Genomic DNA, 24,319 nt, shown 5'->3' on the forward strand with positions numbered 1-24,319 from the left:
TCGTCCGCGTCACCGCGACACCTCAGCGCGCGCCACCACCGCACGGGGCGCGTGCCGCCGCAGCACGCCCTGCGCGATCAGCACGCCCAGGATCAGCAGCGCGCCACCGGCGAGCTCGGCGCCGTTGGGCACCTCTCCCCGCAACGGCCAGGCCGTCGCTGCGGCGACCACCGGGGCGAGCAGCACCCACGGCACCACAGCCGAGGACGGATTGCGAGCGAGCAGGGTGTTGAAGATGCCGTAGCCGACCAGCGAGGCGAGCACGGTGGTGTAGACGGTGGAGAGCACGGCGTGCCAGCCGAACGCCTGCAGCCCCTCGCCCACGGCATGCGGGCCGTCGAGGACCAACGAGAGCGCCAGCAGCGGCACGGGGACGACGAGGGCCGACCAGACGGTGAGCGAGAGACCACCGCCGCTGATCCGAGCGGCCCGGGACACGACGTTGCCGATCGCCCACGACACGGCGGCCGCGAGGCACAGCAACAGCGCCCCGGCCGGTACGTGACCGCCTCGGCCCCACCCCACGATCAGCAGGCCGAGGGCGCCGAGCAGCACCCCGGCCATCTGCGCCACCGACGGGCGCTCACGCAGCGCTCCCGCCGCCAGCACCACGGTGAGGACCACCTGCGCCTGCAGCACGAGCGCCGCCAGTCCCGGCGGCATGCCGGCATGCATCGAGGCGTAGAGGAAGCCGAACTGGCCCAGGCTCATGAAGATCCCGACCGCTGCCACCGTCCGCCACCGTGCCTGCGGCCGCGGCACCAGGAAGCAGGCCGGCAGGGCGACGAAGGTGAAGCGGATCGCCGCGAACAGCAGCGGCGGCACGCCGCCCATCCCCCAGTCGATCACCACGAAGTTGAAGCCCCATACGGAGGCGACCAGTGCGGCGAGGAGTGAGTCACGACGGCTCATGGACCTATCGTGGCCGAACGAGACCTTGTAGCACCAGCGAATAGAACTGCATCCCATTCGGTAGCATCACTTCATGATCGATCTGGATGCCCTCGTCTCGCTGCGAGCCGTCGCCACCCACGGCTCGGTCGTCGCGGCGGCCGAAGCGCTCGGCTTCACCCCGAGCGCTGTCTCGCAGCAGATCAAGCGACTGGAGCGCAGCAGCGGCGTCCCCGTCCTGGAGCGGGTGGGGCGCGGCGTGATGCTGACCCGGCACGGCCGTCACCTCGTCGACCGCGGGACCCGTCTGCTCGCCGACCTCGAGGAACTCGAGGCGGGCCTGCACCGCCAGGCCGCGACGGTGGCGGGCGACGTCAGGCTGACAGCGTTCTCCACGGCGATGCGCGGGCTGGTGGCGCCGACCCTGCCGCCCGTCCTCGACGCGCACCCGACGCTCGAGGTCGCCCTCGCCGAGCGCGAGCCGTGGGACACGATCGACCTGGTGGCCCGCGGCGAGTCCGATCTCGGCCTGGTACACAGTTGGGGCGACGTACCGCTCCAGATCCCCGACCATGTCGTCGCGACCCGGATCGGCACCGACCTGGCGGACGTGATCATGCGCGCGGACCACCCGCTGGCACGGCAGCCCGCCGTCACGCCCGCGGACCTGGTCGACGAGGGCTGGATCGCCACCCCCGAGGGCACCATCTGCCGGCAGTGGCTCAACCGGATGTACGTCGGCACCGGCCGGCTGCCGCGCATCGCGCACGTCGCGATGGAGTTCGACTCCCATCTTGCCCTGGTGGGCGCGGGCCTGGGCATCGCGCTGGTACCGCGGCTGGGTCGGGCCACCCTGGCCGCCGACCTGGTCGCCGTACGGGCCAACGATCCGGTGCCGACCCGCAGCGTCCTGGCACTGCACCGGCGCAGCATGACCGACTCCCCTGCCATCACCGCGCTGCTCGACGCGCTCCTCGAGGCCGGAGGACGGTTGTGACCCCTAGGGGTCACAACCACACGCTGGGGGGCAAAGCTTTGCCCGACAACATGCGGTTCTGACCCTCAGGGGTCACAACCGTCGCAGGCTCAGAAGAGCGCGGAGGCCAGCGCCTGCCGGCCCTTCAGCACCCGCGGGTCCTCGTTCCCGACGGCGCCGAAGAGACCGATGAGGTGCTCGCGGGCCTTGTTCCGCTCGTCCCCGGCGCTGCGCGCCACCAGCCCGACCAGGCGGTTGAAGGCGTCCTCGACGTGGCCGCCGAGCAGGTCCAGATCGGCACAGAGCGTCTGCGCGTCCACGTCGTCGGGGTCGGCCGCCGCGGCTGCCCGGGCGGCGTTGAGGTCGACGCCGCGGGTGCGCTGCAGCACCTTCGCCATCGCCAGGCCGGCGGCCGCCTCGCTGTCGGCGGGGTTGGCGTCCACGAGCTTCTGGTACTCCGCGACGGCTCTGTCGATGTCGCCCTCGCCGAGCGCCTCCTGTGCCGCGGCGTAGCGCGGATCCAGCGCCTCCTCCTCACCCTCGCCGACCTCGGCTCGACGGGGCTGGTGCCGCCCGCTGAGACCCGAGACCGTCAGCTGCTGGGAGACCTGGGTCAGCATCGTCCGCAGCTCCTCGATCGGGACGATGTCCTGCAGCAGCGGCTGCGGCCGGCCGTCGATGACGCCGACGAGGAGCGGGATCGAGGGGATCTGCATCGCCTGGGCGATCTCGGGCGCGGCGTCGATGTCGACCAGCCCGACCAGGAACCGGCCCTCGAACTCGTCGGAGAGCTGGCGCAGGTCGTGCGCCATGGTCGCCGATTCGGGCATCCGGGTGGCGGAGTAGAACATCAGCAGGACAGGCGCCGTCATCGACGCCTCGAGCGTGGTCTGGAAGTTGTCGCGGCTCAGCTCGACGCTGTACGCCGAGCCGCCCGTGGCCGGTGTCCCGCCGGTGACACCGCCGGCCTGGCCGCTCCCCAGCGCGCTGCCGGGCACCCCGCCGGGTGCGCCGCCGGCCGCCGGCTGAGCGGGGCGCTTCAGCGCGCCGAGGTCGATCGCTCCGGGACGGGAGAAGGGCTGCTGCGTCATGCCCCGATTCTAGGGGCGACGCCCTCCGGACCGGGTCGGGGCCTGATCCGGAGGGCCGGATCAGTCGCGCGACATCGCGGCGTGGAAGTCGCGCTCGCGATCGAGGTACTGGTCGTCGCCGACGTTGATCTCGACCACCCGGATCCGGCCGCCGGTGAAGGCGAACGGGCTGCTGTACTCCTTCGAGACCGGGTCGGCGGAGTCCTCGCCGATGCTGAGTCCCTCACCGCACAGGGCGAAGTGGCCGGGCTGGGTCTTCCAGGGCGCCTTGGCGACGGCCGTGTCGTCGACGTAGAGGGTCGCGGTCCCGACGGCCTCCCCGTGCTCCCCGTGGCTCTCCTTGGTGAACTCCACCCCGAGGACGTGCTGACCGGGGGCGAGCTCGTCGGGCGAGGAGAGCTGCTGCTCGGGCGGGATGCCGAGGAAGTTGTAGGCGTACCAGAGCCGGCGGTCCTTCACGAACAGGCTGTGGCCACCGAAGCGGGCGCCGTTGGCGAGCAGTACGCCGTGCGCGTCACCATCGGCGATCTCGACCTGGGCGAGGATCTTGAACGAGCGGCCCCGGATCTCCGCCGCGTTGAACTCCGGGATCGGCAGCGTGCCCGGGTAGTAGCGGTAGATCCCGCCCTCGGGGATCTCGGCGACCGGCTGCGCCGCCACCAGATCGGCTATCGACCGGTTGTCGAGCGGCAGGACGTCGTACTTGCCGGCCTCGACGTACCAGAGATTGACCAGTTCCTTGACCTTGTCGGGGTGCTCCGCCGCCAGGTCGTGGGCCTCGGCCCGGTCGACCGCGGAGTGGTACAGCTCCCAGGTGTCGTTGACCAGGGCCTTGGCATCACCGCCCTGCTGGGGGGCGCGCTGGGCGACGACATGCCAGCCCTCGTGCCACAGCGCCCGCGTGCCCATCATCTCGTAGTACTGGATGTGCTTCTCGGTCGGTCCGTCCGCAGCGAAGGAGTACTTCATGGAAACCCCGGGCAGCGGTGTCTGCGCGTAGCCGAGGACCTCGTCGGGCATCTCCAGTCCTGCGCACTCCAGGATGGTCGGCACGATGTCCACCGCGTGGTGGTACTGGTTGCGCACCTCACCGCGGGCCTCGATGCCTCGCGGCCAGGAGACGATGAGCGGGTCGGCGACACCACCTTGGTAGGTGTAGCGCTTGAACATCTTGAACGGGGTCGAGAACGCCGTCGCCCAGCCCGTCGGATAGTGGTTGTAGGTGTCCGGGGAGCCCAGCTGGTCGAGCATCGCGAGGTTCTGCTGGAGGTCCTCGGGATAGGCGTTGAAGAACTTGTTCTCGTTCACCGTCCCCACCGGGCTGCCCTCGCCCGAGGCGCCGTTGTCGGCGCAGTACATGATCATCGTGTTCTCGAGCTGGCCGGTCTCCTCGAGGTAGTCGACGATCCGGCCGACCTGGGCGTCGGTGTACTCGGAGAAGCCGGCGTACACCTCGGCCATCCGAGCGAACAGGCGCCTCTCCTCCTCGCCGAGGGTGTCCCAGGGCTTGACGTGGTCCATCGGCTGTGCGGCCTCGCCCGGGAGCGGATTGATGCTGGTCAGCTCCGTGTCCGGAGGGAGGATGCCGCGCTCGATCATCCGGGGCAGCACCCACTCGCGGTAGGCCTCGTAGCCGTCGTCGAACTGACCGGCGTACTTCGCGATGTAGTCCTCGGGGGCATGGTGCGGAGCGTGGTTGGCTCCCGGGCAGAACCACAGGTACCACGGCTTGTCCGGGGCGGTCGTCCTGCTGTCGGCGATGAAGCCGATCGCCTTGTCGGCGAGGTCCTTGGACAGGTGGTAGCCCTCCTCCGGCAGGTAGGGCTGCTCGACGTAGTGGTTGTCCTCGACCAGCGTTGGATACCAGTTGTTCGTCTCGCCGCCGATGAAGCCGTAGAACCGGTCGAACCCGCGGGCCAGCGGCCAGTTGCGCTTGGTGGCGCCCATCGCCCACTCGTCCAGCGGCACGTTGTGGTTCTTGCCGACCCAGAAGGTGTTGTAGCCGTTCTCCCGCAGCACCTCGCCGATGGTGGCGTTCTCCATCGGGATGTGACCGGTGTGTCCGGGGAAGCCCTGCGCGCCCTCGGCGATCTGTGCGAAGCCGTTCTGGTGGTGGTTGCGCCCGGTCAGCAGGCACGAGCGGGTCGGCGAGCACAGAGCGGTGGTGTGCCACTGGGTGTAGGTCAGGCCGTTGTCGGCGAGCCGCTGCATCGTCGGCATCTCGATCCGACCCCCGTACGGCGACCAGGCGGCCAGCCCGGTGTCGTCGTAGAGGACCAGCAGCACGTTCGGTGCGCCATCCGGCGCCGCCGACTCCCGGAACGGGGTCCAGTCCGGGACCGAGTCCCGCACGTCGAGGTTGACGACTCCGGCGAACTGCTTGGCCACGACGACTCCTGGGTGCGATGCGGCTCACCGCCATCGGCGAGCGGGACGCCTCGACGATCTCCCCCGCATCCTGGCGACCGGCTCACCCGAATCCGGCGACCTCAGCCCAGCAGCGCGTCGGCCGCCGCGTAGGGGTCCAGCGTTCCACCCGCCACCGCCGCGGCGAGGTCGTCGAGGCCCTCGCGGCCTCCTTGCTCCCAGCGGGCCCGCAGCGACGCCACCGCTATCGCCTCGATCTCCTCCCGGGCCCGCCGCTCCCGGCGCGCGCCCAACGCGCCGGACTCCGCCAACCAGGTGCGGTGCTTCTCCAGCGACTCGACGAGCTCGTCGAGGCCGGTGCGGCTCTGCGCGGAGATCGCCAGGACCGGCGGCCGCCAGGCGGCCTCGTCCCGGGTGCCGAGGGCCAGCATGCTGCGCAGGTCGCGACGTACCTTCGTGGCACCGTCGCGGTCGGACTTGTTGATCGCGTAGACGTCGCCGACCTCGAGAATGCCGGCCTTGGCCGCCTGGATGCCGTCGCCCATCCCGGGCGCGAGCAGCACCACCGTGGTGTCGGCCAGACCGGCGATCTCCACCTCCGACTGGCCCACACCGACGGTCTCCACCAGCACGACGTCGAACCCGACGCCGTCGAGCACCCGGATCGCCTGCGGGGTGCTCCACGACAGGCCGCCGAGGTGGCCGCGGGAGGCCATCGAACGGATGTAGACGCCGGGGTCCCCCGCGTGGTCGGTCATCCGGATCCGGTCGCCTAGCAAGGCTCCCCCGGAGAAGGGCGAGGACGGGTCGACCGCCAGCACACCCACGCGCTTGCCGGCCCGACGCAGCTCGCCCACCAGGGCGTTGGTGGTGGTCGACTTCCCGACGCCGGGAGCGCCGGTCAACCCGATCACGTGCGCTGACCCGACGTGCGGCGAGAGCATCGCCATCACCTCGCGCAGCAGCGGGCCTGCCACGCCGTCGGCGTCCTCCACCAGGGAGATGAGACGAGCGACCGCCCGCGGCGAGCCCCGGTGTCCGGGGCCTCCACGGGCGGTCTCGACGAGGTCGGCGACCTCGATGTCACGGCGTCCCGGCATCGGGCCCGGTCAGGCCTTCGGCACGCGAAGGATCAGGGCGTCACCCTGTCCGCCGCCGCCGCACAGCGCGGCCGCGCCGACGCCGCCCCCGCGCCGCTTGAGCTCGTTCGCCAGGTGCAGGACGACGCGCGTGCCCGACATCCCGACGGGATGGCCCAGCGCGATCGCGCCGCCGTTGACGTTGACCTTCTCCTCGGAGATCCCGAGCTCACGGGCGGACGCGATCCCCACGGCCGCGAAGGCCTCGTTGAACTCGACCAGGTCGAGGTCGGCCGCACCGATGCCCTCCTTCGCCAGCGCCTTGGCGGTCGCGGCGGCCGGCTGGAGCTGCAGCGAGGAGTCGGGGCCGGCGACCTGGCCGTGCGCCCCGATCTCGGCGAGCCACTCCAGGCCGAGCTCGGTGGCCTTGGCCTTGCTCATCACGACCACGGCGGCGGCACCGTCGGAGATCTGCGAGGCCGACCCGGCGGTGATGGTGCCGCCCTTGGTCACGGGCCGCAGCCCGGCCAGGGTCTCGACGGTGGTGTCGGCACGCACCCCCTCGTCGGCAGAGATCACGATCGGGTCGCCCTTGCGCTGCGGGATGGCGACCGGCACGATCTCGTCGTCGAAGACGCCGTTCTTCTGCGCGGCGGCGGCACGCTGGTGCGACTGGGCGGCGAAGGCGTCCTGCTCCTCGCGGGTGAAGTTGTCCCGCGCGGCGTTGCAGCCGTCGGTCAGGTCGATCATCGCCTGCTTGGTGAACTGGTCGTACAGCGCGTCGTAGGCCATCGAGTCGACCAGGGCGACGTCGCCGTACTTGAAGCCCTCGCGCGACTTCGGCAACAGGTGCGGCGCGTTGGTCATCGACTCCATCCCGCCGGCGACCACGATCTCGACCTCGCCGGCCCGGATCAGCTGGTCGGCGAGCGCGATCGCGTTGAGGCCGGAGAGGCACACCTTGTTGATCGTCATCGTCGGCACGCTCATCGGGATGCCGGCGCCCACGCTCGCCATCCGGGACGGGTTCTGACCCGCACCGGCCTGGATCACCTGGCCCATGATCACGTAGTCGACCTGGTCGGGCGCCACGCCGGACTTCTCCAGCGCGGCCTTGATCGCGATGGCGCCGAGGTCGGCCGCCGAGAACCCCTTGAGGCCGCCGAGCAGACGACCGATCGGCGTGCGGGCCCCCGCGACGATGACATTTCCGGACATGGTGCCTCCATGGTGTGCGAAACGCGTGCCACCGACACTACCGACGGGTAGGCATCAGCGGGAGGGGCCCGGGCGCTGCCGCGGTGTGCCCATCGTCACACATCCTCCCTCGTGCTTCGGGGGTGCACCAGAGTGAGGCCATGAGCATCCAGATCCCCGAGCACCTGTTCACCGCCATCGACCATGTCGGCATCGCCGTGCCCGACCTGGACGAGGCGATCTCGTTCTACGAGGCGACGTTCGGTCTCAAGGAGATCCACCGCGAGGTGAACGAGGAGCAGGGCGTCGCCGAGGCGATGCTCGCGGTCGGATCGACCGACTCCAAGATCCAGCTGCTCGCGCCGCTGACCCCGCAGAGCACGATCGCGAAGTTCCTCGACAAGAACGGCCAGGGCATCCAGCAGCTCGCCTACCGCGTGGTCGACGTCGAGCAGGTCAGCGAGATCCTGCGTAGCCGTGGCGTGCGGCTGCTGTACGACGCCCCACGCCGTGGCACCTCCGACTCCCGGATCAACTTCGTCCACCCCAAGGACGCCGGCGGTGTCCTGATCGAGCTCGTCGAGCCGGCCGAGAACCCCGGCCACTGAGGCTCCTACGGCGACGGGGCGCCGCGGCTCGGCGGCGCCCCGTCGCCATCGGTGCGTCTCAGCCCCGGTAGCCGGCCGGGATCTGGGCGAGGTCGACCTTCATGATCTCGCCGAAGTCCTGCGCACCGGTGCCGAGGCCGCCGGGGCCCGGCAGCAGCTTGAGGGCGCCGCTGCCGAGGACGCGCTTCTCGCCCCCGTGGCTGATGCTGTCCGCCGGCCACCCTGCGTCCGCCGGCACGTCGGTGATCCCGAAGTCGGAGTCGTCGGCCAGGTAGACCACGTTCGGGTCGGCCGGATCGATCGCCACGCCCTCCACCTTGTCGTGTCCGAAGTACCGGCCGCCGGCATCGATGTGGTCGACCAGGCCCGCGTAGTTCAAGAACAGCTCACCGGCCGTGGTGCGGTTGCCCGAGTCGACGGTGGTGATCCCGTCGGCCTGCAGCGCGGAGACCGCCGCTGTGGGCAGCGAGGCGCCGGTGATGTCCTCGACGCTCTGGCCGTTGATGTTGAGACCGGAGTTGCCGGTGCCCAACGGCGTCGCCGGGTTGCTGTGGTAGGTCACCGTCGCGACCGAGCCGCCGACCGTGGGCGGGGTGGCGAGCAGCGGCGAGTGCGGCCCGACGTCGGTGGCATCGGTCAGGTCGATCTTCCACAGGTCCTTGACGGACGCCGCCGGGCAGGCCGTTGAGCCCGCGATGTCGTCGGCGTCGGTCCCCTCGAAGCAGCCGTCGCGCTCGTCGACCACGAAGTGCGTGGCGTCCAGCGCGGTGATCTCGCTGTTCGCCTCGACGGTCGGGTTGTTGGCAGTGGTGAAGTGCAGCGCGTAGAGGTACTCCTGCACGCTGTGGTCGGTCGTGCTGACCTTGACGATGCGAGCGACGGCGCCCTTGGCGGTGGTGGCGGCGGTCGTCCCGCTGGTGCCCTTGTTGGAGTCCAGCGGTGACTGCATGATGCCGACGAGGTACTTCCCGTCGGGGGTGAGGGTCAGGCCTTCCATGCCCTTGTTCTCCTTGCGCTTGATCAGCTCGGAGGGCAGGGGATAGATGTGCTCCGGGTGGGCGGCCGTGCCGTCGAACGGGTCCGCGGCGACGTAGGGGCTGTAGCGGTAGGTCTCCTTGCCGGTCGCGTCGAGATGGACGATGTAGGGGCCGTACTCGTCGGAGACGTAGAAGCCACCCGCCGGGTCGACCACCACCGACTCGGAGTCGATGCCGTTGGCGCTGTGCGGTGCGGCGGCGCCGTACTGGTCCTCGATGTCGCTGCCCGTGCCGTGGGCGGTGGCGTCGTCCGGCGGCACCAGGCCGTTCATCGGAGCGCCGGAGAAGCCGGTCAGGCCGATCACCTGGGCGAGCTCGGCGTGGCCGTTCTCGAGGTGGAACTTTCCGATCGCCGGCTGGAAGCCCTGGACCGGGTCCATCTTCACGCCGTCGGGGCCGCCCACGTTGGGACCGCGGTCGGTGATGCCGTAGAACCAGCCGGCTCCGTCGGCGGTGTCCGGCGTGAGCCCCGAGCCGTAGCCACTGCCGACGATCGTGGTGCCGTCCCACAGGCCGTTCGAGGTGATGGTGGTCCCGTCCGGGTTCGTCATCGGGAACAGCGTCGTGCCGTCCGCCGGAGCCTTGCCGCCGTACGCCGGGACCGTCGGGACGGCGGTGGCCGTCGCCGTGACGGTCGCGGTGGCGGTCGTGGTGGCAGTCGTGGTGGCGGTGGCCGTGGCCGTCGTCGTCGCGGTGACGGTCGGCACCGGTTGCGAGCCCTGGCACGCGATCAGCGCCGCCTGGGCACGGGCGAGGGCCGCCTCGTCGCGGGCCAGTCGGGTGGTGGCCCTGGCCACCGCCCTCTGCCTCTTCGCCTTCGCCTTGGCGGTCTTCGCCTTCTTCTTGCTCGCTGCGCCCAGCGCGGCCTGGTCGTGGTCGACCGTGTTCTGGGCGGCGGCGACGGCGCCGCGGTGAGGCGTGCAGGCGGATGGGCCCGACCCGCCGACGGCGAAGGCGCCGAGCGGGAGGACCGCGGCGGCCGAGACGGCGGCCACCGCTGCCGAGATGCGTGTCGTGCGGTTCACAGCAACTCCTAAGACGGTCGAGACCGTCCGTCGCCGCACGGTCGTGATCGCGCACAGCAAAGCGACGCCATCTGTACTCCGGGCCCCGGCCAGATGACGAGAACATGGCCGCTACGAGACGCGTAGTGTCCTCAGTCACACCTGTGGCATGTCGGTGTTACCCGCCAGTAGTGTCTCGTTCACGCCAGGGCCCGGTGCCGGGCCGCCCTCTTCTCAGGAGTACGACGTGCAGCACATCCTCGATGCGATCGTCAGCGGCGAGGCCTCCTCGGAGGACTTCGCCAACCTGGAGATCCCGGATCACTTCAGAGCCGCCACCGTCCACAAGGACGAGGTCGACATGTTCGAGGGGATCGCGAGCCGGGACAAGGATCCCCGCAAGTCGATCCACGTCGAGGACGTCGCCCTGCCCGAGCTCGGCCCGGGCGAGGCTTTCGTCGCGGTGATGGCCTCGGCGATCAACTACAACACCGTGTGGACCTCGATCTTCGAGCCCGTCTCGACCTTCGGCTTCCTGGAGCGCTACGGCCGCGAGTCCGACCTGGCCAAGCGACACGACCTGCCGTACCACATCGTGGGGTCGGACCTGTCCGGCGTGGTGCTCAAGGTGGGCGCGGGAGTGACCAAGTGGAAGCCCGGCGACCGCGTGGTGGCGCACTGCCTCAGCGTCGAGCTGGAGTCCCCCGACGGGCACAACGACACCATGCTCGACACCTCGCAGCGGATCTGGGGCTTCGAGACCAACTTCGGCGGCCTGGCCGAGATCGCGATGGTCAAGGCCAACCAGCTGATGCCCAAGCCCGAGCACCTGACCTGGGAGGAGGCCGCCTCCCCCGGTCTGGTCAACTGCACCGCCTACCGCCAGCTGGTCTCCAAGAACGGTGGCGCGATGAAGCAGGGCGACAACGTCCTCATCTGGGGCGCATCCGGTGGCCTGGGCGGGTTCGCCACCCAGTACGCCCTCAACGGCGGCGCCACCCCGATCTGCGTGGTCTCGAACGAGGAGAAGGCGAAGATCGTGCGCTCGATGGGCGCCGAGCTCGTCATCAACCGCTCCGAGGAGAACTGGCGGTTCTGGAACGAGGAGGGCACCGAGCAGAACCCCAAGGAGTGGCAGCGCCTGGGCAAGCGGATCCGCGAGCTCACCGGCGGCGAGGACATCGACATCGTCTTCGAGCACCCCGGCCGCGAGACCTTCGGCGCCTCGGTCTACGTCACCCGCAAGGGCGGCACCATCACCACCTGCGCCTCGACCACCGGCTACATGCACGAGTACGACAACCGCTACCTGTGGATGAACCTCAAGCGGATCATCTCGAGCCACTTCGCCAACTACCGCGAGTCGTGGGAGGCCAACCGCCTCATCGCCAAGGGCAAGATCCACCCGACGCTGTCGAAGACCTACACCCTCGACGAGGTCGGCCAGGCCTCCCTCGACGTCCACCACAACCTGCACCAGGGCAAGGTCGGCGTCCTCGCCCTCGCCCCGCAGGAGGGTCTCGGCGTCCTCGACGAGCAGATGCGCGAGACCCACCTCGAGGCCATCAACCGGTTCCGCGGCATCTGAGTCCTGCACCGCTCACGCCCACCGAAGCCGCCCCGGGAGTCCCGGGGCGGCTTCGCTGCACGGCAACCCCCGATGTGGGACGCTTGGGGGCAGTTCCCCGCACTGCAAGGAAGAGGTAACGCCGACCATGAGCGATCAGGGCCTGTCCATCTTCGACGACGAGCCGACCACGACCGCCGAGGAGGGCGCTGCCGCTGCGGGCAAGGCCGCCGGGAAGCCGGCGAGCCCGCCGAGCGCAGCCGACCGTCCCACGTCCGCCGAGGGCGCATCCGAGGACTCCGACCGGTCCGGCGACGAGACCCGCGTCCTCCCCCGGGTGCCGGGCGGACCCGCCGGCAACGGCCCCGCGGGCGGCCCGTCCGGACCGCCGACAGGGGCCGCTCCCGCCGCGCGCCCGACCTCGCCGCCGACGCCGAGCGCCGCTGCGAGCCGTCCGGGCGGCGCACCGGCCGCCGTACCGGGCGTGTCGTCCTCGCCGCTGCCGATCGTGCGCCGCGGCGGCTACGACCCGGCCGCCGTCGACTCCCGGATCCAGCAGCTCACCGCCGCCCACGGTGCCGCGCACAGCGCGGCCCAGAGCGCCCAGCAGCGCGCCGCCGAGGCGGAGAAGGAGATCGCCCGGCTGCGCGACGAGCTCGCCGAGCACGCCAACCCGTCGTACGCCGGTCTGGGCGGCCGTGCCTCCGCGATGTTGCGTCTGGCCGAGGAGGAGGCAGCCGAGATCAAGGCCGCGGCCGACCGCGAGGCCGCCGAGATCCGTAGCCTGGCCACCCGCGACGCGGCCGCGCTGCGAGCCGAGGCGCAGCGCGAGGTGGAGGAGCTGCGCAAGGCCCACTACCAGGAGATGGACGACCACCGCGCCCGCGCGAACGCGCAGGCCGAGCAGGAGCGCTCGCTCGCACGCAGCGAGGCCGAGGATCTGCTCGCCTCCGCCAAGCGGGAGGCCGATCAGCTGCGGCTGGCGGCCCAGCAGGAGACGACCGAGCTGCGGGCGGCCACGCAGCGCGAGGTCGAGCAGGCGCGCGCCGGTGCCGATCGCGAGGTCCAGGAGGCCCGACGGATGCTGGCCGTGGAGAAGGAGCGGCTGGCCCGCGAGGCCACCGATCACCACAACAGCTCGATGGCCGAGACGCGACGGCTCGTCGAGGAGGCCGAGGCGCGTGCGACCGCGGCCGAGGAGCGCGCTCGCCAGGCCTCGGCCCAGATCGCTGCCCAGCGCGCCCACTCCGAGAGCGAGGCCGAGGGCCTGCTGGCCAGGGCCAAGCGGGAGGCCGACCAGCTGATCACCAGCGCACGCGCCCAGGCCGAGACGATCAGCCAGGCCGGGCACGCCGAGGCCGAGCGCGGCCTGGCAGCGATCCGTGCCGAGGTGGAGCGGCTCACCAAGCGCCGGGACGCGATCACAGCCCAGCTCGCTCCGCTCACCAACCTCATCGCCGGCTTCGCCCAGGACGAGGCGCCGCAGGGCAGGGGCGCGGCGCAGGACAGCGGGGACGCCGAGGACACCGAGGACGCTGAGTGAGTGAGGCCGCGGCCTCCGGCGGCCCTCCGGAGACCGCGCTGAGCGAGGGCCCGACCGACGACGAGCCGGTGCTCGGCAGGCCGGGTCTGCCCTTCAACCGCCGGGCGCCGTACATGATGGGGCTGCTGGGCGGCCTCGGCCTGCTCACCGCCTATGCCCTGGGCCAGATCGTGGTCACGATCAGCGGCGTGATCATCCAGATCGTGGTCGCGCTCTTCATCGCGGCGGGCCTCGATCCGGCGGTGCGCTTCCTCGAGCGGCGCGGGCTTCGCCGCTCGGCGGCCGTGCTGGTGGTGATCGTCGCGGTGCTCGCCGTCATCGCGCTGTTCGTCTTCGCGCTCGCACCGGTCATCGCCGACCAGGTCACCTCGATCGGCAAGAACGCGCCGGACTGGCTGCACAGCCTGCAGAACAACCAGCGCATCCGCGACCTCGACGACCAGTACCACTTCATCGACAAGCTCCAGGACTTCGTCACCGGTGGCAACTTCGTCAGCGAGGTCTTCGGTGGGGTGCTCGGCGTCGGCCTCGCCGTCCTCGGGGCCCTGCTCAACGCCTTCGTCATCACCGTGATGACGCTGTACTTCCTGGCCTCGTTCCAGACCATCAAGTCGGCGATCTACCACCTCGCGCCGGCATCCCGGCGCGACCGGGTCAGCAAGCTCGGCGACCGCATCTTCGAGGGCATCGGCGGATACGTCTCCGGCGCCTTCGTGATCGCCCTGTGCGCTGGTCTCAGCTCGCTGCTGCTGCTGTTGGTGATCGGGATGAGCAAGTACGCCGTGGCGCTCGCCTTCGTGGTGATGGTCACCGACGTCATCCCGATGATCGGCGCGACGATCGGCGCGGTCATCGTGACGGCGATCTGCTTCAGCAACTCCATCCAGACCGCGATCATCGCGGCGATCTTCTACATCGCCTACCAGCAGCTGGAGAACTACGTCATCTACCCGAGGGTGATGTCCCGCTCGGTCGAGATCCCCGGGGTGCTCACGGTCATCGCGGCGCTGGTCGGCGCCTCCCTGCTCGGCGTCGTCGGAGCGCTCCTCGCGATCCCGACGGCCGCGGCGATCCTGATGCTGGTCCGGGAGGTCTTCGTGCGCGCCCAGGACGAGCGCTAGCGCCCGACCGCCGGCTCTTCCGCTCGGACCGCCGCCGGGTCAGACCGGACCGCGGGCTCGCCCAGCTTCACCGCTACCACGCCGGCGAGGATGAGCAGGCCGCCGAGCACCTGGACGGCCGCCGGGAGCTCCGCCAGCAGCAGCCAGGCGAACAGCACGCTGGAGACCACCTCGAGCAGCGCCACGAAGCTGGCCAGCCGGGCGCCGAGCAGCCGGCCGGCGGCGATCCCGGTGGCGTACGCCACCGCGGCGGTCACCACCCCGAGCACCAGGATCGCGACCCACCACGGCACGTCTGTGTCCGCCAACCGGACCGTGTGGGTCGCGGCGTGCACGGGCATGAGCCGGGTCGCCCCGAGGAGGCCCAGTGCGGCCGCGCCGGAGACGAGCCCGAGCCAGGCCAGCGCGATCGGTGGCAGCGCTATCCCACCCTCGGCGTTGAGGACGAAGTAGAACGCCGCGCCCAGCATCGCCCCGAGCGCCCACAGCACGCCCGCGATGCTGAGCCCGATGCCGCCGCCCGTCAGGTCGAGCACCAGCACCAGGCCGAGGGCTGCCAGGACGGCTCCGAGCACGGTGATCGCTGTGGGACGCTGGCCGTGCCGCAGCCAGAGCCACACCACGACGGCCGCCGGCGAGGTGTACTCGACCAGGATCGCCGGACCCACCTCCATGTGCCGTACGGCGGAGAAGTAGCAGAACTGCGAGGCAGCGACCGCCAGCAGGCCGTAGATCAGGATGGTCGGCGCCTGGCGGCGGACCGCGCGCCACGGCGTACCGCTGCGACGCAGGGAGCGCAGCCCGAACGGCGCGAGCACCAGCGCCGCGAGCCCGACGCGGAGGAGCACCACCGATCCGGGCGTCCAACCGGTGTCGAACAGGCTGCTGGCCACCGAGCCCGACAGACCGAAGCTGACGGCCGAGGCGACGGCGAGCAACAGGCCGGCGCCGAACCTCTCGGCTCGGATCGCCGTCGCCTTGTCATCGGTGATGGTACTCATTGGTCATGACGCTACGAAGTCGTTGGGTAATCTGTCAATGTGGTTTTCGCCCATGACACCGAGGAGGCGCTGCTCGCCGCGGTGGCGCTGGTCAACAGCGCCGAGCCTCCGGAGACGCTCACGACCGTCGCCGAGCTCGACGCGTTCTACGACCGCTTCGGCTACACCGGCCGCCACGACGGCACCCGCACCGAGCTCGACGAGGTCCGCGCGCTGCGACAGCGTCTGCGCACGCTCCTCCTCGCCGAGCGCGACGAAGCGGTCGAGCTGGTGAACGCGATCCTGGGCGAGGCTCGCGCCGTACCGCAACTGGTCCGCCACGCGCCGCTCGACTGGCACATCCACGCGGTGCCGCCCCAGGCTCCGCTGGCGGTCCGGGTCGGCGTGGAGACGGCGATGGCGATGATCGACGTGATCCGTGCCGACGAGCACGGCCGCCTCGGCGTCTGCGCCGACGACGAGTGCGCCGGGGTGGTGCTCGACCTCTCCCGCAACCGGTCCAAGCGGTTCTGCTCGGTGACCTGCGGCAACCGCAACGCCGTGGCCGCCTACCGGGCCCGCCAGGCCGGCGGCGAGTAGCGCGTCACTGTCCGATCAGGCGCCCTGGCACGTCGATCAGCGGACTGCCGTGCAGGACCGCGTTGACACCGTCGACAGCCCAGGGCAGCACGTCGGCCGAGGTGAGCTCGTGCTGCAGCCCGGTGGGATCGGCGATGCTGGGGCACGACAGGTCCACGACATAGTCGCGGCTGCCGTCCGCTGACGCCAACCGGAGCAGAGCCCACTCGCCACCGCTGGCGCCGAAGCAGCTGAACTCCCCGGCGGGGTCCGCGGCTGCCACCGCGTCGACCAGCTGCTTGGCGGGCCCGGCACCGAGCTGGTCCTGGTAGAGCAGCCGGTAGCCCGACGTCGGCGCGGGCGCGTAGGCGCACACGGTCATCGCCACGGGAGCCGATCCTGCGGCGGTCTGCCCGCCGGCATGGGGCGGCGAGGCCAACCGAGCGGCGCAGGAGCCGCCGGTCATCAGGTGCGCCGAGGCGAGGATCGTGCGTCGCTGCCGGGCGTCGCTGCTCCCCACGGTGACGGTGGTGTCGCCGAACCGGCGGGTCTCCGCCACGAAGCCATGGCCGAGGTCGCTGGAGCCCGGCTCGACGTCTGCCCCGAGCCAGACGAACGGCATCGCCGAGCTCCTCCCCCGCGTGGCGCTCTGCGGACACCGTGGCGTCTGCGCCACCGGGCGGCCGACATACCCCTGCAGGACACCGTCGCTGCGCTCGGTGCCGCTCAACCGGTGGCCGTCGGCGCCGACCGCCGGGCCGACGCCGCAGGATCCGGGGGCGCCGCCCCATCCCCAGCCGACCGGAACATAGACCCCGACGTCCTCCCAGACCTCGAGGCGGTAGCCGTCGGGAGGCAGCCCGGTGCGCCCGGTCGGCGTGCTCACACTGGGAGCAGCGTTCGAGCCACCGCCGTGCAGCGTCACGCCGAGGCCACCCGCCACGACCAGTACGACCGCTGCGGCGCCGACCGCCGCCAGCCGCCGGATCCGTCGCCGGCGTCCCGCACGCGCCCGTCGCGCCAGCGGCACGGCCGTGCCCACCTCGTCGGCGAGGCGACCCAGACCCTCGCGGATCAGCTCCTCCACGTCACGCATCGTCGTCCTCCCCTGCCAGCTCATGCCTGAGCGCCTGCAGCGCCCGGTGGACGTGCGAGCGCGCCGTGGCCTCGGCACAGCCGAGCAGCGCCGCGATCTCGCGGTAGTCCAGGTCCTGGTAGTAGCGCAGCACCACCGCCGCGCGCTGGGTGGCGGGCAGCGCGGCGCACAGGCGGCGTACGACGTCCGCGCTGGCCACCGTCTCGGCGAGATCGGCCTGACCGCCGACCGTCTCCCGCACCACGGCGACCGGTGAGACCCGTCGCCGCCAGCGCCGCCACAGCGAGATGTGCTCGTTGACGATCATCCGGCGCACGTAGGTCTCCGGGTCCTCGGTCCGGGCGACACGCTGCCACCGCGCCAGCGCCCGCTCCAGCGCGCTCTGCACCGCGTCCTCGGCCTCGCTCTGGCTGCCCGTCAGCAGATAGGCGAACCGCAGCAGCGCCGTGGACCGGGCCGCGACCCACTCGTCGAACGGTGGCACGACCGGCGCGAGGCGCTCACTCACCCCTACATCCATGCACGACTCACGCGGCGGCGCGAGGTTTCGTTGCAGTCGGGCTCGGCCGCTGCCGGCACCGGCTCAGGAATCGAGGAAGCGGCGCAGCACCTCGGTGAAGATCTCGGGCTTCTCCGAGTGCACCCAGTGGCCGGCACCCTTGATGGTGAGGAGTCGCTTGCGCGGGAAGAGGCGGGTCATCGCCGCGTCGTACTCGGGCTTGACGTAGCCCGACTCGGCGCCGGCGATCCAGAGCACCGGGCCCGCGTACGGCGCCAGCGCGTCCGCCACCTCCTCCGGCCATCCCGAGAGCTGTTCGATGTCGCGGCCCAGCACCGCGAGGTTCGGCTGCCAGCGCCACGAGTCGCCGTCGCGACGCAGGTTCTGCAGCAGGAACGACCGCACCGAGGGCGTCGGCACGGCCGCCGTCAGTGCCGCCTCGGCGTCCTCACGATCCTTGATCGCCGCGAGGTCCAGCCCCTGCAGGGCGCGGATGTAGCCGGTGAACTCCCGCGCCGTGCCGTAGCCGACCGGTGACATGTCGACGACCACGAGGCGCTCGACCAGCTCGGGGTGGCGCAACGCCGCCAGCATCGCGACCTTGCCGCCCATCGAGTGCCCGACCAGCGCGACCGGACCCTGGGCCGCCAGCGGCGTGAGCACCTCCGCGGCGACGGCATCGGCCATCTGGACGTAGTCCACCCGGTCGGTCCAGGCCGATCGTCCGTGGTTGGGCAGGTCGACGAGCATCACCCGGCGGTCGCCGGCGAGAGCCTTGCCGATGGTGTTCCAGTTGCGACCCTGGCCGAAGAGGCCATGGAGGAAGACGACCGCCCCCGCACCCTCGCCGTACTGGAGGGTGTGCAGCGTCCCCGCGCTCACAGGTCGAAGCCGTCGAAGAGATCCCCGATGCCGTCCCCGATGCCCCCGAAGACGTCGCCGATCCCGTCGCCGATGCCTCCCGCGACGTCGCCGATGCCCTCGCCCAGACCGGCCGCGAGCGCGCCCATGCCCTCGCCGAGGCCCTCGAACATGAAGCCCATGAACATCCAGTCCAGCATGCCGAAGCCGCCGAAGTAACCCTGCGCGTAGGGCTGGTAGGCGCGGCCGCCCTCCCAGTAGGGCACCCGACGCGAGCCGACGAGCACCTGGCGGCTGTCGGGCTCGGCACCCGCCTTGACCCGCTCGGCGTCCAGGGCGCACGCCGGCACCTGCCGTACGGCGCCTCCCCCGGGCGCCCACGGCACGTCCTCGACCGAGAGACCGTGCCGAGGGTCGAAGAAGCACGGCGGACGGCGGGTGGGCAACGGCTGACCCGCGATCCGCGCGCGCACGCAGGCGATCGCGTAGCGGCCGTCCTCGACGATCGTGGTGACGTGGCCGATGTCCTCCGGGCGGGTCAGGGCCTCGCCGGCCTGACCGGCTGCCGCGTAGGCGTCGAGCGCGCGCTGATAGTCGGCGCGGGCGCCCTCGTCCAGCTGGATCGCCGCGGTGTCCAGATCCAGGTCTCGCAGCTGCTCGCCGAGCGCCGTGACGTCCTCGAGCGCCAGTCGCTTCACCGGCGCCAGCTCGCGGGCGGCGCGCTCCAGACCCGCCTGTCGGCTGCGCCGGCGTGCGACCACGACAACGGCCAGGACCGCGAGGACGACGACCAGCAGGACCACTCCACCCATGGGACAACCTTAGTGTGAGGTCGACGGGCCGGCCGCCTCCGCCAGCCGTCGTCCCAGCTCGGCGGCGAGCTCGCGGACGGCGGCGGGCCCGAGCACCTCGAAGCGGTGGCCGAGCCGCGCGGCGTGCAGCAGCACCCAGGCGGGATCGCGCGCGCCCGCCTCCAAGAGGCAGCGTCCCGGACCGCGGGACTCGATGACCGCCACCGTCGCCGGCACCTGGCGGCGCACCGTCTCGGCGTCGGCGTGCAGGAGGAGCCGCACGGGCTCCGGGTAGGCGGCCACGCTGATCGCGCGCTGGACCAGCTCGACGGCCGGCGGGTGCGCGCGCGGGGAGAAGCGCAGGGTGGTGATGCGTGGATCGCGGAGCCGGTCGAGCCGGAAGGTGCGCCAGTCCTCGCGGTCGAGATCGAAGGCGACCAGATACCACCGGCTGCCGGTCGCGACCAGCTGGTAGGGCTCGGTCCGGCGTCGGGTGGCAGCACCGGCCAGGTCGACGTACCCGAACTCGATCCGCACGGTGTCGCGGCATGCTCGCGCGAGGAGCAGCAGAGCCTCGGCATCGACCTCGAACCGGTGACCGTCCAGCGTGGCGATCGCCCCCTGCAACGCCCGCACGCCGGCGCGCAGCCTCCGCGGCAGGACCTGGTCGAGCTTGGTGAGCGCGCGCACGGCGGCCTCGCTCGCGCCGGTGACGGTTCCACCGGCAGCGAGCCGCAGCGAGACGGCGGTGGCGATCGCCTCCTCATCGTCGAGCAGCAGCGGTGGCAGCGCCCGGCCGGCTCCTAGCTGGTAGCCGCCGCCGACGCCCTGGGTGGCGTTGACCGGATAGCCGAGCGCCCGCAGCCTGTCCACGTCGCGCCGGATGCTGCGCGTGGTCACGCCGAGCCGGGTGGCGAGCTCCGGGCCGGTCCAGACGGGACGCTGCTGCAACAGGCCCAGCAGCCGCAGCACGCGCTCAGTGGTCCCGGCCTCGCTCATGGCACCACTCTGCCATCGATAGCGGACCGATCCTGTCCTCTTGGCCGGCCAGACTCGTCGCCACCACCCGCATCCATCGAGAGGCACGACCATGTCCGCACACGCCCCCGCCGCCCCCGACGAGCGCTCGGCCCTGCGGGGCTTCCTGCACCAGCAGCAGGAGGCCTACCGCAACGCCGCCTACGGCCTGACCGACCTGCAGGCCGGCACGCGCCCGACCGCCAGCACGCTCAGCATCGGCACCCTGATCAAGCACACCACCTTCGTCTCCCGCGGCTGGCTCGCCTCCGCACTCGCTGCACCCGGTCCCCGGCCGGAGTCCGCGGACGCCGCCGAGGCCTGGGCGGACGCCTGGCGCTGGGAGGAGTCCGACTCGCTGGCAACCGTCCTCGGGGCGTACGACGAGGTCTGCGCCCAGGTGCTCGACGCGATCACCACCGTCGACCTCGACACCCCCGTACCGGTCCCCGACGCCCCCTGGTTCCCCAAGGACGTCGAGGCGTGGTCCGTGCGGTGGGTGTGGTTCCACCTCCTCGAGGAGCTGGCCCGGCACGCCGGTCATGCCGACATCATTCGTGAGGCGATCGACGGAGCCGCCTCGATCGAGCTGCTGGCCGGCCGGGAGGGCTGGCCGGAGATGCCGTACGTCAAGCCGTGGAGGCCGGCCGCGACCGTCTGAGGAGGCCCGTCGACCAGGTGCCGGCCCTCAGCCGGTCGGCACCTGGTCGTGGCGCTGAAGCCAGCGCTCGACGCGGCGGTCCGGGATGAGCCACAGCAGCGCCACCGCGACGTAGGGGACCACCCCGACCCAGGGCACGACGAAGGTCAGCGCGATGCCGACCGCGTAGAGCGCGATCGAGGTCTTCCCCTTCCAGTCGCTGCCGAAGACCTCGCCGATGTGCGCCCCCGACGGAAGCCTGCGGATGGCCAGGACCAGCAGCGAATAGGCGATCGCGGCACCGATGAGGTTGACGCCGTACGCGATGGTCGGCACCCGCGCAAGGTCCTGTGCGTCCATCCAGCTGGTGGTGAAGGGATACAGCGAGAGCCAGAACAGCAGGTGCAGGTTGGCCCAGAGCACCAGCCCGTCGACCCGGGAGACCACCTGGAACAGGTGGTGGTGGTTGTTCCAGTAGATCCCGACGTAGACGAAGCTCAGCAGGTAGGTCAGCAGACTCTGACCGGCGCCCTTCCACAGGTCGTGGAGCGTGGGCCCGTCAGGGGCGTGCAGCTCCAACACCATGATCGTGATGATGATCGCGAGGACGCCGTCGCTGAACGCCTCCAGCCTGCTGCTCTGCATGGGCCTGATTCTGCCCGCTCGGGGAGTCTTGCGGATCGTCGTCCGCTGTCAGCGGCTGGGCGATGCTCTCCAGCGACCGACCCTCCGCCCTCACCCCGAGGAACGCCTCGACCACACCGCCGACCACCATCAGCGCGGCGCCGACGAAGTAGCCGATCGCGATGGCGCTGACGTCCTTGTCCGCCGAGGCCCGGTCGATCAGCCAGCCGAAGAACAGCGGCCCGCTGATACCGCCGGCGGCGGTGCCGATGGCGTAGAAGAACGCGATGCACAGCGCCCGGGTCTCCATCGGGAAGACCTCGCTGGCGGTGAGGTAGGCCGAGCTGGCACCGGCGGAGGCGATGAAGAAGACGATCGCGCCCATCAGCGTGAGCGTGGTGGCATTGAGGCCGCCGAGCATCGCACCGGTCACGGCCAGCAGGACGCCGGAGACGACATAGGTCGCGGTGATCATCCTGACCCTCCCGACCCGGTCGAACAGCGGGCTCAGGGCGAGCGCACCGACGAAGTTGCTCGCCGCGAAGACGGCCAGGTACCAGCCGGTCTGCTTCACGTCGAAGAACGTGGAGAGGGTGTCGCCGTAGGTGAAGAAGAAGGCGTTGTAGAGGAACGCCTGCCCGACGAAGAGCGCGAAGCACAGCACGGTACGGCGCGGGTAGCGGGTGATCACCGTACGGGCGATGAGGCCGAAGCCGATCGAGCGCCGCTGCCGGATCGTGATGGTCTCGTCCACCTCGCGCAGCTGCTCGCCGCTCTCCTGCGCGACGGTGTGTTCGACCTCGCGGACGATCTGCTCGGCCTCCTCCTCGCGACCGTGGATGAACAGCCACCGGGGCGACTCGGGCACGTTGCGGCGCACCAGCAGGATGGCCAGCGCCAGGATCGCACCGAGCCCGAAGGCCAGCCGCCAACCGATCCGGGCGTCGATCACGCTCGGGTCGAGCAGCGGGATGGTCAGCAGCGCACCGCCGGCGGCGCCGATCCAGTACGAACCGTTGATGGCCACGTCCACCCGGCCGCGGTAGGTCGCCGGGATGAGCTCGTCGATCGCCGAGTTGATCGCGGCGTACTCACCGCCGATGCCGGTTCCGGTGAGGAAGCGCGCCGCGAAGTACCACCACGGGGTCGGCGAGAACGCGGTGAGGACCGTCGCGCAGGTGTAGACGCCCAGCGTGACCAGGAAGAGCCGCTTGCGGCCCAGCCGGTCGGTGAGCTGGCCGAAGAAGAGCGCTCCCACGCAGGACCCGGCGACGTAGACGGCACCGGCGAAGCCGATGTCCCACCCGCTCATGCCCAGGCCGGTCTTCGCCGACTTCAGCGCGTCCGACATCGACCCGACGATCGTGACCTCGAGCCCGTCGAGGATCCACACCGTGCCGAGGCCGATCACGACCAGCCAGTGCCACCGCGCCCACGGGAGGCGGTCGAGTCGGGCGGGGATGTCGGTGGTGATGCGACCTGTCTCGACGCTCATGCGCCCGCAGGTACCCCTGCCGCGGCGTCAGTACGAGTGGAAGCCCTCACCGGTCTTGCGCCCGAGCTTGCCGTCGGCGACCTTCGCCACGAGCAGCGCCGCAGGCGCCAGGCCAGGCTCCTTGAACTCGGCATGGAGCTCGCGCTGGATCGCCAGCGAGACGTCGTTGCCGACGACATCCAGCAGCTCGAAGGGGCCCATCGGGAGCGCGACCTGCTCCTTGACAGCCCGATCGATGACGTCGATCCCGACGCCGGTCTCGGCGAGCTTGACGGCGTCGTTGAGGTAGGGGAAGAGCAGGGCGTTCACGATGAACCCGGCCCGGTCCCCGCAGCTCACGCCGACCTTCCCGACGGCGGACGTCAGGGCTCGGACCGTCTCGTCGACATCGGCACCGGTCTGGGGCGTGGTGACGATCTCGACGAGCTTCATCACCGGCGCCGGGTTGAAGAAGTGCATGCCGATCACGTCGTGGGGACGCCGCGTGGCGGCGGCGAGCCGGGTGATCGGCAGGCTGCTGGTCGTGGTGGCGAGGATGGCGCCCGGCTTCAGCAGGGCGTCGAGATCGGCGAAGAGCTCGGTCTTGACGGTGAGATCCTCCGCGATCGCCTCGACGACCAGGTCCGCCTCGGCGAGGGCGGCCCGCTCGGTCGCCCCTGTCAGTCGTCCGAGGACGGCCTGCTTGTCCGCCTCGGTCGCCTTACCCTTCGCGATCGCGCGGTCGAGGTTCTTGGCGACGTAGCCCACGACGCCGTCGACCTTGTCCTGACCGCGTCCCACGAAGACCACGTCGTACCCCGCCTGCGCGAAGACCTGGGCGATGCCGGCCGCCATCGTGCCGGTGCCGACCACACCGATCCGGCTGATGACGCGCTTGAACTCCGGCGCGGCCGCCTCGGTGACGCCCGTTGCCGCATGGAAGGCTCCGCCCTCGTCGGCGATCCGGTCCAGCAGGGCGACCGGTCGGTGCAGACTGTCGCCGGTCTGCGCGAAACGGGCCGCCAGCGCGTCGCGCACCACGGCCGGGCCGATGGCGTCGAGCTGGGCCAACGGACCGGTCGGGTAGCCGCATCCGAAGCGCATGCCGTTGTCGATGTCGGCAGCGGTGGCGTACTCGTCCTGGAGGAACTTCACCGCGTGGTTGAGGTAGGGATAGAGCAGCGTCTGGGCGATGAGCTCGGGCGACGTCTCGGTCATAGCGGCATCATGGCATTCCAGCTACCCGCGGGTAACCAGTAGGTGATCGGCGTCACGTC

The 24,319-nt window shown here is 71.2% G+C and carries 22 protein-coding genes; 7 read left to right on the plus strand and 15 right to left on the minus strand.

The window, feature by feature from the left end:
- Window positions 1-9: 9 nt before the first annotated feature.
- Entirely contained in the window at window positions 10-912 is a 903-nt protein-coding gene (locus P5P86_RS14710) for an EamA family transporter (RefSeq protein WP_280608196.1), read from the minus strand.
- 73 nt (window positions 913-985) lie between these two features.
- Between P5P86_RS14710 and P5P86_RS14715 the strand changes: the two genes are divergently transcribed.
- Window positions 986-1,888, plus strand: coding sequence for a LysR family transcriptional regulator (locus P5P86_RS14715; protein WP_280608197.1), 903 nt, complete (start codon window positions 986-988; stop codon window positions 1,886-1,888).
- 89 nt (window positions 1,889-1,977) lie between these two features.
- Here the strand turns inward: P5P86_RS14715 and P5P86_RS14720 are convergent, their stop codons facing one another.
- The 4 genes from P5P86_RS14720 to P5P86_RS14735 form a co-directional block, all read right to left on the minus strand.
- On the minus strand, window positions 1,978-2,958 hold the full coding sequence (locus tag P5P86_RS14720; protein ID WP_280608198.1) for a co-chaperone YbbN: 981 nt from the start codon (window positions 2,956-2,958) through the stop codon (window positions 1,978-1,980).
- 60 nt (window positions 2,959-3,018) lie between these two features.
- Complete coding sequence (locus tag P5P86_RS14725) at window positions 3,019-5,346, minus strand: arylsulfatase (RefSeq protein WP_280608199.1); 2,328 nt, start codon at window positions 5,344-5,346, stop codon at window positions 3,019-3,021.
- Between the two features lie 101 nt (window positions 5,347-5,447).
- Window positions 5,448-6,425 (minus strand): methylmalonyl Co-A mutase-associated GTPase MeaB, encoded by a 978-nt coding sequence (gene meaB / locus P5P86_RS14730; RefSeq protein WP_280608200.1) that lies wholly within the window; start codon window positions 6,423-6,425, stop codon window positions 5,448-5,450.
- 9 nt (window positions 6,426-6,434) lie between these two features.
- A complete protein-coding gene (locus P5P86_RS14735) occupies window positions 6,435-7,622 on the minus strand; it encodes an acetyl-CoA C-acetyltransferase (protein ID WP_280608201.1) in 1,188 nt (395 codons plus the stop codon).
- Window positions 7,623-7,762: 140 nt separating this feature from the next.
- Here P5P86_RS14735 and mce point away from each other — a divergent pair, with 140 nt between their 5' ends.
- Window positions 7,763-8,209: a methylmalonyl-CoA epimerase gene (gene mce, locus P5P86_RS14740; protein ID WP_280608202.1), complete on the plus strand. Its 447-nt coding sequence runs from the start codon at window positions 7,763-7,765 to the stop codon at window positions 8,207-8,209.
- 58 nt (window positions 8,210-8,267) lie between these two features.
- On the opposite strand, the gene P5P86_RS14745 is transcribed toward mce, so the two are convergent.
- Window positions 8,268-10,271 (minus strand): esterase-like activity of phytase family protein, encoded by a 2,004-nt coding sequence (locus tag P5P86_RS14745; RefSeq protein WP_280608203.1) that lies wholly within the window; start codon window positions 10,269-10,271, stop codon window positions 8,268-8,270.
- A 226-nt stretch (window positions 10,272-10,497) separates the two neighbouring features.
- On the opposite strand from P5P86_RS14745, the gene ccrA reads away from it, so the two are divergent.
- The 3 genes from ccrA to P5P86_RS14760 all read left to right on the plus strand — a co-directional run bounded on the left by ccrA (window position 10,498) and on the right by P5P86_RS14760 (window position 14,481).
- Window positions 10,498-11,838, plus strand: a complete 1,341-nt coding sequence (gene ccrA, locus P5P86_RS14750) for a crotonyl-CoA carboxylase/reductase (protein ID WP_280608204.1) — start codon at window positions 10,498-10,500, stop codon at window positions 11,836-11,838.
- Between the two features lie 127 nt (window positions 11,839-11,965).
- Window positions 11,966-13,360, plus strand: a complete 1,395-nt coding sequence (locus P5P86_RS14755) for a coiled-coil domain-containing protein (RefSeq protein ID WP_280608205.1) — start codon at window positions 11,966-11,968, stop codon at window positions 13,358-13,360.
- A complete protein-coding gene (locus tag P5P86_RS14760; protein ID WP_280608206.1) occupies window positions 13,357-14,481 on the plus strand; it encodes an AI-2E family transporter in 1,125 nt (374 codons plus the stop codon). Before P5P86_RS14755 ends, P5P86_RS14760 begins: the two co-directional genes overlap by 4 nt.
- On the opposite strand, the gene P5P86_RS14765 is transcribed toward P5P86_RS14760, so the two are convergent.
- Window positions 14,478-15,482 (minus strand): EamA family transporter, encoded by a 1,005-nt coding sequence (locus tag P5P86_RS14765; protein WP_280608207.1) that lies wholly within the window; start codon window positions 15,480-15,482, stop codon window positions 14,478-14,480. The two genes, P5P86_RS14760 and P5P86_RS14765, sit on opposite strands and share 4 nt — an antisense overlap.
- A gap of 39 nt (window positions 15,483-15,521) precedes the next feature.
- On the opposite strand from P5P86_RS14765, the gene P5P86_RS14770 reads away from it, so the two are divergent.
- Window positions 15,522-16,061, plus strand: coding sequence for a CGNR zinc finger domain-containing protein (locus P5P86_RS14770; protein WP_280608208.1), 540 nt, complete (start codon window positions 15,522-15,524; stop codon window positions 16,059-16,061).
- Window positions 16,062-16,065: 4 nt separating this feature from the next.
- On the opposite strand, the gene P5P86_RS14775 is transcribed toward P5P86_RS14770, so the two are convergent.
- The 5 genes from P5P86_RS14775 to P5P86_RS14795 all read right to left on the minus strand — a co-directional run bounded on the left by P5P86_RS14775 (window position 16,066) and on the right by P5P86_RS14795 (window position 20,286).
- Window positions 16,066-17,160, minus strand: a complete 1,095-nt coding sequence (locus P5P86_RS14775; RefSeq protein ID WP_280608209.1) for a hypothetical protein — start codon at window positions 17,158-17,160, stop codon at window positions 16,066-16,068.
- Entirely contained in the window at window positions 17,129-17,644 is a 516-nt protein-coding gene (locus P5P86_RS14780; RefSeq protein ID WP_280608210.1) for a SigE family RNA polymerase sigma factor, read from the minus strand. The genes P5P86_RS14775 and P5P86_RS14780 overlap by 32 nt, the downstream gene beginning before the upstream one ends.
- A 75-nt stretch (window positions 17,645-17,719) precedes the next feature.
- Complete coding sequence (locus P5P86_RS14785) at window positions 17,720-18,517, minus strand: alpha/beta fold hydrolase (RefSeq protein ID WP_280608211.1); 798 nt, start codon at window positions 18,515-18,517, stop codon at window positions 17,720-17,722.
- Window positions 18,514-19,308: a hypothetical protein gene (locus P5P86_RS14790; RefSeq protein ID WP_280608212.1), complete on the minus strand. Its 795-nt coding sequence runs from the start codon at window positions 19,306-19,308 to the stop codon at window positions 18,514-18,516. Before P5P86_RS14790 ends, P5P86_RS14785 begins: the two co-directional genes overlap by 4 nt.
- 9 nt (window positions 19,309-19,317) lie before the next feature.
- Window positions 19,318-20,286 carry a helix-turn-helix transcriptional regulator gene (locus P5P86_RS14795; RefSeq protein WP_280608213.1) on the minus strand — a complete coding sequence of 323 codons (969 nt, stop codon included), beginning with the start codon at window positions 20,284-20,286 and terminating at the stop codon, window positions 19,318-19,320.
- Between the two features lie 91 nt (window positions 20,287-20,377).
- Here P5P86_RS14795 and P5P86_RS14800 point away from each other — a divergent pair, with 91 nt between their 5' ends.
- Entirely contained in the window at window positions 20,378-20,965 is a 588-nt protein-coding gene (locus tag P5P86_RS14800) for a DinB family protein (RefSeq protein WP_280608214.1), read from the plus strand.
- A gap of 27 nt (window positions 20,966-20,992) precedes the next feature.
- Here P5P86_RS14800 and P5P86_RS14805 read toward each other — a convergent pair whose 3' ends face one another.
- The 3 genes from P5P86_RS14805 to P5P86_RS14815 are packed head-to-tail and all read right to left on the minus strand — an operon-like array spanning window position 20,993 to window position 24,260.
- Window positions 20,993-21,589, minus strand: coding sequence for a TMEM175 family protein (locus tag P5P86_RS14805; protein ID WP_280608215.1), 597 nt, complete (start codon window positions 21,587-21,589; stop codon window positions 20,993-20,995).
- Complete coding sequence (locus P5P86_RS14810) at window positions 21,504-23,063, minus strand: MFS transporter (RefSeq protein ID WP_280608216.1); 1,560 nt, start codon at window positions 23,061-23,063, stop codon at window positions 21,504-21,506. The genes P5P86_RS14805 and P5P86_RS14810 overlap by 86 nt, the downstream gene beginning before the upstream one ends.
- A 27-nt stretch (window positions 23,064-23,090) precedes the next feature.
- Window positions 23,091-24,260 (minus strand): 3-hydroxyacyl-CoA dehydrogenase NAD-binding domain-containing protein, encoded by a 1,170-nt coding sequence (locus P5P86_RS14815; RefSeq protein WP_280608217.1) that lies wholly within the window; start codon window positions 24,258-24,260, stop codon window positions 23,091-23,093.
- Window positions 24,261-24,319 lie beyond the last annotated feature (59 nt).

Origin of the sequence: Nocardioides sp. BP30, assembly GCF_029873215.1 — a bacterium.
Taxonomy (GTDB): Bacteria; Actinomycetota; Actinomycetes; order Propionibacteriales; family Nocardioidaceae; genus Nocardioides.

Bases quoted from the DNA above. Each gene is read 5' to 3' on its own strand.
- P5P86_RS14720 (WP_280608198.1), bottom strand. From the start codon at position 2,958: ATGACGCAGCAGCCCTTCTCCCGTCCCGGAGCGATCGACCTCGGCGCG.
- P5P86_RS14805 (WP_280608215.1), bottom strand. From the start codon at position 21,589: ATGCAGAGCAGCAGGCTGGAGGCGTTCAGCGACGGCGTCCTCGCGATC.
- P5P86_RS14810 (WP_280608216.1), bottom strand. From the start codon at position 23,063: ATGAGCGTCGAGACAGGTCGCATCACCACCGACATCCCCGCCCGACTC.
- meaB (WP_280608200.1), bottom strand. From the start codon at position 6,425: ATGCCGGGACGCCGTGACATCGAGGTCGCCGACCTCGTCGAGACCGCC.
- P5P86_RS14815 (WP_280608217.1), bottom strand. From the start codon at position 24,260: ATGACCGAGACGTCGCCCGAGCTCATCGCCCAGACGCTGCTCTATCCC.
- P5P86_RS14790 (WP_280608212.1), bottom strand. From the start codon at position 19,308: ATGGGTGGAGTGGTCCTGCTGGTCGTCGTCCTCGCGGTCCTGGCCGTT.
- P5P86_RS14800 (WP_280608214.1), top strand. From the start codon at position 20,378: ATGTCCGCACACGCCCCCGCCGCCCCCGACGAGCGCTCGGCCCTGCGG.
- P5P86_RS14755 (WP_280608205.1), top strand. From the start codon at position 11,966: ATGAGCGATCAGGGCCTGTCCATCTTCGACGACGAGCCGACCACGACC.
- P5P86_RS14765 (WP_280608207.1), bottom strand. From the start codon at position 15,482: ATGAGTACCATCACCGATGACAAGGCGACGGCGATCCGAGCCGAGAGG.
- P5P86_RS14775 (WP_280608209.1), bottom strand. From the start codon at position 17,160: ATGAGCTGGCAGGGGAGGACGACGATGCGTGACGTGGAGGAGCTGATC.
- P5P86_RS14715 (WP_280608197.1), top strand. From the start codon at position 986: ATGATCGATCTGGATGCCCTCGTCTCGCTGCGAGCCGTCGCCACCCAC.
- P5P86_RS14795 (WP_280608213.1), bottom strand. From the start codon at position 20,286: ATGAGCGAGGCCGGGACCACTGAGCGCGTGCTGCGGCTGCTGGGCCTG.
- mce (WP_280608202.1), top strand. From the start codon at position 7,763: ATGAGCATCCAGATCCCCGAGCACCTGTTCACCGCCATCGACCATGTC.
- P5P86_RS14710 (WP_280608196.1), bottom strand. From the start codon at position 912: ATGAGCCGTCGTGACTCACTCCTCGCCGCACTGGTCGCCTCCGTATGG.
- P5P86_RS14735 (WP_280608201.1), bottom strand. From the start codon at position 7,622: ATGTCCGGAAATGTCATCGTCGCGGGGGCCCGCACGCCGATCGGTCGT.